Below are 6,239 nucleotides of genomic sequence, written 5' to 3' on the forward strand. Positions count from 1 at the left end.
AAACCCGCGGCCGGGGACGACCGCCGTCCGTGCGATCGGATGCTCCGTGCGCGGGAACGCCGTCCGGAAATCGCGGCACGCCGTGTGCGGGCGTGCCGTCCTGGAAGCGCGGGACGCCGTGCGCCGGCGTGCCGTCCTGGAGGTGCGGCACGCCGCGCGCGGGGGTCCCGTCCACGGGCCGGGGACCGAAGCCGGACCGGCGCGGGCCGCCGCCGGTCTCCGGGTGCCCCGGGCCGCCGCCGCGGTGACCGGTGCCGTCCGCGGGCCCCGGACCGCCGGGATGTGACGCGGGCTCAGCCGTCCGTGTCACGGGCCTGGTGGGCAGCGGTTCGACGGCTCGGCCCCGCGGACCGTCAGGGAGCCTGCCGGGCGCCGGACGTGGCGTGCCGTCAGGGCCTCTCGCGCCCTTGTCCCGGCCCGCCGCGGCGCCCGCGGTCTCCTCCTTGGCGGCGGCCTTCTCGGCGCCGCGTCGGCTGTGGCGTCCCACTCGCCCCTCAGCTCCCCGCGCTCTCGACGGCGTTCCCGTCACCGCCGTCAGTCTCGGACACGAGGACCGCGGTGCGCGAATCGGCGACCGGGACGGCCTCGTCCGCCGTGTCCGAAAGCAGCCCCCTGAAGGCGCGGGCCACCTCCTGCGGGTACTCCATCATCGCCACGTGCCCGGCGTCCGGGAGAGTCAGCAGCCGGGAGTCGCGGAAGGCGCGGGCGGCCTTGCGGGCCATGCGGTGGGCGACGAGCTGGTCCCGGCCGCCGTAGACGAGCAGGGTCGGCGCCAGGACGCGCTCGGCCTGCCGCCACAGGCTGTGCTGCCCGCCGAGCGTGTACGCGTTGACGATCCCGCGCGTGGAGCGCGTCATCGCGTCCCAGAAGTACGGCAGTTGGAGCCGTCGCTCCATCTCCTGCACCGCGTCGCGGAAGCCCTCGGGCGAGACCCGGCCGGGGTCGCCGTAGCAGAGGGCGGTGACCCCGCGCACGCGCTGCTCGGCCGTCCACTCGCGGGTGAACCGGGTGAAGAGGCGGGCCACTCCGGGCACCGCGACCAGCGCCGTGGGCACCGCGGAGCGCTGGACGCGCAGCTCCGGAAGCGCGGGCGAGACCAGGGTGAGGGTGCGCACCAGGTCGGGGCGGAGCGCGGCGACCCGGGTGGCGACCGCGCCGCCGAGCGAGTTGCCGAAGAGGTGGACGGGACCGCGCCCGGACGCGTCCAGGTGGCGCACGACCGCGCGCGCGTGCCCACCGACGGTGTAGTCGCCGTCGTCCGGCGGCGGGGAGTCGCCGAAGCCGGGCAGGTCGAGGGCCTCGCCGTCGACGGTGTCCTCCAGCTCCCGCATGAGGACCGACCAGTTCTGCGACGAACCCCCCAGACCGTGCACGTACAGGGCGGGCGGCAGCCCCGGGCGGACCGGGGGCCGGGCTCTGACCGTCAGGGTGAAGCCGGGCAGCTCGACCGACTTGAGCCGCTCCCCCTCGGCGACCCGGACGGGCGCCACCCTCGGGAGCACGTTGGCCACGGACGCCGACCCTGCCGGCAGCTCGGTCGAAGACATGCGGGCAATGTTACGAGACGATCACGCACTGGCTCATGTGTTCGCCGTCACAGATCGTGGGCTCATCGCATAGCGTCCGGACCCCGCGTCTCCTAGGCTCTGAAGGAGGGCACCCGCTTGCCGCCCCCGCGCTCCCGGGGCCGTCCAGAGGAAGGGAGCCCACCATGGCCGTCGACCCCAGCGACCCCGCCACCTTCGAGGACACCGACGCCCCCTCCGAGAGGGACGTCGAGGCACCCGAGCGCGACGCCGCCGAGCAGCACACCTCCGTCACGCCGGAGCGCGACGACCCCCTGGAGGAGGCGGACCGGGACCGGGCCGACGAGGCCGACCTCGCCGAACAGGCGCGGGTGGTCTCCCTCGACGAGGACGACTACCGCTGACGGGGGACGGCACGCGGCGGACCGCGTCCGGCACGCGCGCGCCGGACGGAGGCGACATGCTGCCCGCTCCACCCCGTTTCGAAACCTTCTACGCCGCTTTCGCCGCCGTCCGGTCCGTGAAATTCTGCGCGCGCACCGCGCACAGCACGGTTACCGAAAAGTACGATGGCCGGGCGACGCACACCGCACGCGGACGACACAGGGAGGCGGCGTGACAGCCATCGAGCAGACAGAGGCGGCACGCCCGCGCGGCACACGCCTGCCGCGCCGTGCCCGGCGCAACCAGCTGCTGGGCGCCGCCCAGGAGGTCTTCGTGGCCCAGGGCTACCACGCGGCGGCGATGGACGACATCGCCGAGCGCGCCGGGGTCAGCAAGCCCGTCCTCTACCAGCACTTCCCCGGCAAGCTCGACCTCTACCTGGCCCTCCTCGACCAGCACTGCGAGTCGCTGATCCAGGCGGTCCGCGCGGCGCTGGCGTCGACGACCGACAACAAGCAGCGGGTGCGGGCCACCATGGACGCGTACTTCGCCTACGTCGAGGACGACGGCGGCGCCTTCAGACTGGTGTTCGAGTCGGACCTGACGAACGAACCCGCCGTCCGCGCGCGGGTCGACAAGGTCACCACCGAGTGCGCCGAGGCGATCTGCGAGGTCATCGCGGAGGACACCGGGCTCTCCCGGGCCGAGTCGATGCTGCTCGCCTCCGGTCTCGGCGGTCTCGCCCAGGTGGTGGCCCGCTCCTGGCTGCACAGCGACCGCAGCGTCCCCCGCGACCAGGCGGTCCAGCTGCTCACCTCGCTGGCCTGGCGCGGCATCGCCGGATTCCCGCTGCACGGCACCGACCAGCAGCACTGACCGGAGCCGCCGGCGGCGGGCACGCGCGCGGTGTTCGCTCCTGGCGTTTCCGGCGCGGAGCCTGTACGTCCCCTCACCGGGCTAATGTGTGCGGGTACGGCGCGGCCAGGTCGCGCGCTTACCGACCGTCGGAGGGACATAGCCGTGGAGGTCAAGATCGGCGTGCAGCACGCGCCCCGCGAGATCGTTCTGGAGAGCGGTCAGAGTGCCGAGGAGGTCGAGCGGACCGTGGCCGACGCACTCGCCGGGAAGTCACAGCTGCTGACCCTCGTGGACGAGCACGGCCGCAAGGTCCTCGTTCCTGCCGAGCGTCTCGCCTATGTCGAGCTGGGCGAGGCCGCCCCGCGCAAGGTGGGCTTCGGCGCGCTGTAGGCACTCGCGTGAGAGGGGCCCGGCGACACGTTGTCGCCGGGCCCCTCTCACGCGTGCGCACCACCGGGCACCCCCCGCACGGCCCTCCACATCTGGCACACACCGCGCGCACAGGCGAGGATTGCATTCCGCAGGTCACGGGTATGACCGGCTACGACCGCGATACGACTGTGGCCGTGTGGGAGGCACCCCTTGTTGTTGTTGGACGCACTCGGCTCCGCCGCGCTCGGCCTCGTGCTGGCGGCAGTGGCGGTCCGCCGCCTGGCACACCGGCTGCCCGCCGTCTCCCTGGTGCTCGCCACCGGGGTCGCCGGAGCCCTCTTCGGCGCCTTCGTCACGCACAGCGCGCTGGGCCCCGGCGGTCCGTCCGTCGACCTGATCGGCGCGGCCGTCGTCTCGGCGGCCTCCCTGTCCCTGCTGCTGCGCCCGGCGGGCCGGCTGCGCCGCGGCTCCGCGCCCGCGCAGCCGATCGGCTAGGGCAGGCCGCGGAAGCGGCGCCGTCCGCCCGCGCGGCGGGACGCCAGTAGCCTCGCCCTAGGCCGCCAGCCCCAGCGCCGCCATCCGCTTGGTGTGCGCCTCGGTGATCCGCGAGAACATCCGGCCGACCTCGGCCAGGTCGAAGCCGTCCGCGACGCCCCCGACGAGCATCGTCGACAGCGCGTCCCGGTCGGCGACGACCCGCTGGGACTGCGACAGGGCCTCGCCCATCAGCCGCCGCGCCCACAGCGCGAGCCGCCCGCCGACCCGCGGCTCCGCGTCGATCGCGGCCCGCACCTTCTCGACGGCGAACTCCGCGTGCCCGGTGTCGTCGAGCACGGCGAGCACCAGCTCGCGGGAGTCGGTGTCGAGGCGGGCGGCGACCTCGCGGTAGAAGTCGCTGGCGATCGAGTCGCCGACGTACGCCTTGACCAGGCCCTCGAGCCAGTCCGACGGGGCGGTCTGCCGGTGGAAGCCGTCGAGGGCGGCGACGAACGGCTCCATCGCGCCCGTCGGCTCCTCGCCGATCTCCGTCAGCCGGTCGCGCAACCTCTCGAAGTGGTGGAACTCCGCCGACGCCATCTTCGCCAGCTCCGCCTTGTCCGCCAGCGTCGGCGCCAGCTTGGCGTCCTCCGCGAGCCGCTCGAACGCCGCCAGCTCCCCGTACGCGAGCGCCCCCAGCAGATCGACGACCGCGGCGCGGTACTGCGGGTCTGCGGCGGCGGTCGTCCAGTCCTGGGCGGCGACTCCGGTGTGGGCGACGGCTTCGCCGGAGGCGTTGTCAGGGGTGTCAGAGGTGGTCATGGAGCGCACAATAGCCCGCCTGCCGGGCGGCGGAAGTCCCTGGTCAGTCACTGTGACGACGACGACGTGACGGAATCGGCCAACGCATGTGCGCGATTCCGGGGTATGGTGGTAATGCGCCCTGCTGAGTACCTTCGGCTCCCGAAGCCGATGCGTCTCGACGGGCCGCACGTTTGAGGATGCCCGGTCGGTGGCCCGATCGGCTCCGACCCGACAGCCCTCCGTGGCCGTACGGCACCTCGCGTACGACGACCGGGGGGACACCCTCAGCGGTACGAGCGCTAGAGCGTTGGTAGTGGTCCCGTGTCTTTACGGCACGCCCGTAAGGCAGCCGACGTCCCCAGCACGGTCTGCGGAAGACCCCCGCGCTCGCCTCGCGCCGCGTACACAGAAGAGGCAAAACCCTGACTACGACGTTCAGAGATCTCGGAATCCTTCCCGAGACGGCCGAGGCCCTCGAAGCCGTCGGCATCATCACCCCCTTCCCCATCCAGGAGATGACGCTCCCGGTCGCCCTCTCGGGCAGTGACGTCATCGGCCAGGCCAAGACCGGCACCGGCAAGACGCTGGGCTTCGGCCTCCCGCTCCTCGAGCGCGTGACCGTCCCCGCCGACGTGGAGGCCGGACGCGCCCGCCCCGAGGAGCTCACCGACGCCCCGCAGGCCCTCGTCGTCGTCCCGACGCGCGAGCTGTGCCAGCAGGTCACCAACGACCTCCAGACCGCGGGCAAGGTCCGCAACGTCCGGGTGACGGCGATCTACGGCGGCCGGGCCTACGAGCCCCAGGTCGAGACGCTCCGCAAGGGTGTCGACGTCGTCGTCGGCACCCCGGGACGGCTGCTCGACCTCGCGGGCCAGAAGAAGCTCAACCTCAAGCACGTGCGCTCGCTCGTGCTCGACGAGGCCGACGAGATGCTCGACCTGGGCTTCCTGCCCGACGTCGAGAAGATCATCAACCTGCTCCCCGTCAAGCGGCAGACGATGCTGTTCTCGGCCACGATGCCGGGCGCGGTCATCAGCCTGGCCCGCCGGTACATGTCGCAGCCGACCCACATCAGCGCCACCACGCCGGACGACACCGGGGCGACGGTCGCGAACATCGCGCAGCACGTCTACCGCGCGCACTCGATGGACAAGCCGGAGATGGTCTCCCGCATCCTCCAGGCCGAGGGCCGCGGGCTGGCGATGATCTTCTGCCGGACCAAGCGCACCGCCGCCGACATCGCCGAGCAGCTCCAGCGCCGCGGTTTCGCGTCCGGCGCGGTCCACGGCGACCTCGGCCAGGGCGCCCGCGAGCAGGCGCTGCGCGCCTTCCGCAACGGCAAGGTGGACGTCCTCGTCTGCACCGACGTCGCCGCGCGCGGCATCGACGTCGAGGGCGTCACCCACGTCATCAACTACCAGTGCCCCGAGGAGGAGAAGACGTACCTGCACCGCATCGGCCGCACCGGCCGCGCGGGCAACTCGGGTACGGCGATCACCCTCGTCGACTGGGACGACATCCCCCGCTGGCAGCTCATCAACAAGGCACTCCAGCTGACCTTCAACGACCCGCCGGAGACGTACTCCACCTCCCCGCACCTCTTCGAGGAGCTGCGCATCCCCGAGGGGACCAAGGGCGTCCTGCCGCGCACCGAGCGCACCCGCGCCGGGCTCGCGGCGGAGGAGCTGGAGGACCTCGGCGAGACCGGCGGGCGCGGTCCGCGCGGTCGCGGCGGCCGGGGCGGCGAGTCCCGTCCCGCCGAGCAGGAGCGTCCGGCCCGCACCCCGCGCCGCCGTCGCCGCACCCGCGGCGGGGCCG

General features: G+C 73.4%; 7 protein-coding genes. 5 read left to right on the top strand and 2 right to left on the bottom strand.

Going from position 1 to position 6,239, the window contains the following annotated elements:
- Window positions 1–494 precede the first annotated feature (494 nt).
- On the bottom strand, window positions 495–1,547 hold the full coding sequence (locus GA0115242_RS19575; RefSeq protein WP_093830221.1) for an alpha/beta fold hydrolase: 1,053 nt from the start codon (window positions 1,545–1,547) through the stop codon (window positions 495–497).
- A 164-nt stretch (window positions 1,548–1,711) separates the two neighbouring features.
- Here GA0115242_RS19575 and GA0115242_RS19580 point away from each other — a divergent pair, with 164 nt between their 5' ends.
- The 4 genes from GA0115242_RS19580 to GA0115242_RS19595 all read left to right on the top strand — a co-directional run bounded on the left by GA0115242_RS19580 (window position 1,712) and on the right by GA0115242_RS19595 (window position 3,635).
- The gene (locus GA0115242_RS19580; RefSeq protein ID WP_093830223.1) at window positions 1,712–1,930 is read left to right on the top strand and encodes a hypothetical protein; all 219 of its coding nucleotides are present in this window, start codon (window positions 1,712–1,714) and stop codon (window positions 1,928–1,930) included.
- 211 nt (window positions 1,931–2,141) lie between these two features.
- Complete coding sequence (locus GA0115242_RS19585) at window positions 2,142–2,786, top strand: TetR/AcrR family transcriptional regulator (RefSeq protein ID WP_093830224.1); 645 nt, start codon at window positions 2,142–2,144, stop codon at window positions 2,784–2,786.
- Between the two features lie 144 nt (window positions 2,787–2,930).
- On the top strand, window positions 2,931–3,158 hold the full coding sequence (locus tag GA0115242_RS19590; protein ID WP_093830225.1) for a DUF3107 domain-containing protein: 228 nt from the start codon (window positions 2,931–2,933) through the stop codon (window positions 3,156–3,158).
- A gap of 192 nt (window positions 3,159–3,350) precedes the next feature.
- Window positions 3,351–3,635: a hypothetical protein gene (locus tag GA0115242_RS19595; protein ID WP_093830227.1), complete on the top strand. Its 285-nt coding sequence runs from the start codon at window positions 3,351–3,353 to the stop codon at window positions 3,633–3,635.
- Window positions 3,636–3,692: 57 nt separating this feature from the next.
- Here the strand turns inward: GA0115242_RS19595 and GA0115242_RS19600 are convergent, their stop codons facing one another.
- Entirely contained in the window at window positions 3,693–4,439 is a 747-nt protein-coding gene (locus GA0115242_RS19600) for a ferritin-like fold-containing protein (RefSeq protein WP_202555530.1), read from the bottom strand.
- Window positions 4,440–4,936: 497 nt separating this feature from the next.
- Between GA0115242_RS19600 and GA0115242_RS19605 the strand changes: the two genes are divergently transcribed.
- On the top strand, window positions 4,937–6,239 hold a 1,303-nt coding region (locus GA0115242_RS19605), incomplete at its 3' end, for a DEAD/DEAH box helicase (RefSeq protein ID WP_237549167.1).

It is taken from the genome of Streptomyces sp. SolWspMP-5a-2, assembly GCF_900091845.1.
GTDB classification, from domain to species: Bacteria; Actinomycetota; Actinomycetes; order Streptomycetales; family Streptomycetaceae; genus Streptomyces; species Streptomyces doudnae.

Excerpts from the sequence above, each read along its gene's own strand:
- GA0115242_RS19575 (WP_093830221.1), bottom strand. The coding sequence starts at position 1,547 with ATGTCTTCGACCGAGCTGCCGGCAGGGTCGGCGTCCGTGGCCAACGTG.
- GA0115242_RS19580 (WP_093830223.1), top strand. The coding sequence starts at position 1,712 with ATGGCCGTCGACCCCAGCGACCCCGCCACCTTCGAGGACACCGACGCC.
- GA0115242_RS19600 (WP_202555530.1), bottom strand. The coding sequence starts at position 4,439 with ATGACCACCTCTGACACCCCTGACAACGCCTCCGGCGAAGCCGTCGCC.